The 2,647-nt window shown below is 66.2% G+C and carries 3 protein-coding genes and 1 pseudogene; all 4 read right to left on the bottom strand.

Annotation, left to right across the window (positions count from 1 at the left end; translation table 11 throughout):
* Positions 1-257: pseudogene (locus AC1DU6_RS26695) on the bottom strand (hypothetical protein); the annotation flags it as partial.
* Entirely contained in the window at positions 254-844 is a 591-nt protein-coding gene (locus tag AC1DU6_RS26690) for a Pvc16 family protein (protein WP_056197052.1), read from the bottom strand. The gene AC1DU6_RS26690 and the pseudogene AC1DU6_RS26695, both read right to left, overlap by 4 nt.
* A 1-nt stretch (position 845) precedes the next feature.
* Positions 846-1,157 (bottom strand): DUF3467 domain-containing protein, encoded by a 312-nt coding sequence (locus AC1DU6_RS26685; protein WP_057299541.1) that lies wholly within the window; start codon positions 1,155-1,157, stop codon positions 846-848.
* A 161-nt stretch (positions 1,158-1,318) separates the two neighbouring features.
* Entirely contained in the window at positions 1,319-2,320 is a 1,002-nt protein-coding gene (locus tag AC1DU6_RS26680) for a sigma-54 interaction domain-containing protein (RefSeq protein WP_457442293.1), read from the bottom strand.
* Positions 2,321-2,647 lie beyond the last annotated feature (327 nt).

Genomic DNA, 2,647 nt, shown 5'->3' with positions numbered 1-2,647 from the left:
GTGCCAGGCAGTGACAGTGCCGGGGCGGGCGGGATGGGGTCGAAGGCGTTTTCATAGTCGCGCCGGGCGTCGAAATTGGCGGCATCGTCCAGAGCCGTGACGACGAAGAAACCGCTGCGGTTGCGCTGCAGCCGGGCGCCGGGCAGGTCGACGCGCAGCGGGCTGTCGATGGTGTGGCCCGACATGGCATCGACGAAGCGCAGCGCGCCCCAGACGCGGCGCACGTCGGTCTCGATGCTGTGGAAAACCACGCTCATGCCGGCACGCCTCCATAGTCGAAGCGCCGCGCCACGACGGGCAGGGCGTCCGGCGCCTCGACGTCGAGCTGCACGATGCGGGCCACATACGGCGCGCTCAGCCGGTAGCTGGGCGTGATGGCGTCCCAGATGCGCATCATGTCCTCCACCGTGATCTCGGCAGGGATCAGCTGCACGACCTCCTCGGCCGACCAGCCGCCGTTGCTGGACAGCGTCGATGCATCAAGGATGGGTTCGCGATGCAGCTCGCGCAGCACCCAGGCAAACGCGGCCAGCTCCAGCGCGGTGTTGGCCGACCAGATGGACAGCAGCAGGTGCACATCCAGCGACAGCGGCCGGTTGGACAGGCCCGGTGTGCGGCGTGCATCGCTCGCACTCAGATTGCGCATCTGCTCGTTGACAGTGACGCGATAGGGCCAGACCGATAGCACCGCGCCCTGCACGTTGAGGTCCGCCAGCAGGCCACCGCTGCCGATGGCCTGGAAGCTCATGTCGCCATGCCGCGCGCGCAGTTCGGGCGTCCAGGCGTTGTCCAGCCTTCGGGCCAGCGACTCGGCCAGGGAGAGGAGGGCGGATTCGTTGGCCATGTCAGAACGTGGAGTCCTGCGCGACGATGCCGTTGCCGACCGGGACCACCGGGCCGTACTCCGCCTCGTAGCGCTGCATCGCTTCTGACAGCAACTGCAGCAGGGCCATGGCATAGGACGGCGTCATCACCACGCGCGTGGGCATCCCATGCGTCAGCGCCTCGCCCTCGTAGGCCTGGGCCATGCGCAACAGCACTTCGCTGCGACTGAAGCCGACCTCGAACTGGTTGGCATAGTGATAGCCGGCCGATGAGGCGGCGACCGGGCAACCCTCGGCGGCCCAGTCACGTCGAACGTCGGTTGGCGACTTCATGCGCTGTATTGCGCAAGTGGCGTGCCATGCTCGGCGGTGGCCGCCGCCCCTTATGAATCAAGGAGTTGCGTGTTCGGCCGTGAACGATGTCACATGAACGATGTGACGTTGCGCTACGAAAACCTCAGCGGATCAAGCACTTGCGGTGTCACAGCGGCGTGTTACGGCGCACGTGCATTGCGGACCGGTTCCGGCGCGATGTGGAACTGCTTCATCTTGCGATACAGGGTCATGCGGGACCAGTGCAGCATCTCGGCGGCCCGGGTGCGGTTCCATTCGCAACGCTCGAGGGCTTCGATCACGCGGCTCGATTCATCGTTGACCAACGACGCCGCGCCGGACAGTGGCAGTTCATCGGGCTCCAGCGGCCGGCCGTCGAACACCAGCCCGGCGGCCTCGACCAGGTTGCGCAGTTCGCGGGCATTGCCCGGCCAGCCGTGCTGCTGCATCAGCAGCATGGCCGAAGCCGTCACGCGCACCGGGCCTGCGCTGCCGCCGTCATCCAGTTGACCCGCGAAGTGCTCGAACAAGGGCGCCACATCTTCGGGGCGCTGCCTCAGTGGCAGCAACTCGATGCGGGCCACGTTGAGCCGGTAGAACAGGTCCGCCCGGAATGAGCCCCTGCGCACGGCCTGTTCCAGCGCGCAATGCGTCGCCGCGACGATGCGCACGTCCACATGGCGGCTGCGCAGCGCGCCGATGGGGAACACCTCGCGCGTCTCGAGCACGCGCAGCAGCTTGGCCTGGGCATGCAGCGGCATGTCGCCGATCTCGTCGAGGAACAGCGTGCCGCCGCTGGCCAGCGAAATCTTGCCGGGATAAGCCGCATGGGCGCCGGTGAAGGCGCCGCGCTCATAGCCGAAGAGTTCGCTGTCGAGCAGCGTGTCCGGCAGCGCCGCGCAATTGATGCTGACCATGGGCCCGCTGCGGCGCTCGCCGAGTTCGTGCAGGGCGCGGGCCACGCAGTCCTTGCCCGTGCCCGTTTCGCCGGTGACCAGCACGCTGCATTGGGACCGCGCCAGCATCGGGAGCCGCATGCGCAATGCGCTGAGCGAGGCGCTGGGGCCGACGATGCTGGCCAAGGCGTCCTTCGGTTGCTGCACCGGCCGGCGGTTTTCCGACACCCGAGCAGGCAACTGCTTTGGCACGCTTGCTGGAGTCATGGTTGCGCCTTCCTATGCTGCCCGCCGCCTGGCGATGCTGCGTTGGCTTGCAGATCCGGGCTTGATGCAGCGACGCAGGTTGTACGGCTTCAACCCAGCAAGGTCATCCTTAACCGCGCGGAAAAGCTGTCCGACAACATCTGCCTGTCCCAGTCGTCAAAAGTTTCGTTTTGGAATCAATGACTTCTGAAGGAGGAGAGGGTGTTTCTTGACGCCGCGTGGCGACAACAAATACCGACTCGGCCGGGGCAGGGCGTTCAACACCGTTTGATTGATCAGGAGCTTCATAGTCCGCGCTGAGGCGCGGATTCGCAATCTCTCATCGTG

It is taken from the genome of Roseateles sp. P5_B10 (assembly GCF_056400485.1).
The sequence above is the reverse complement of the archived record's forward strand: the minus strand, read 5'-3'. Positions and strand labels throughout refer to the sequence as shown.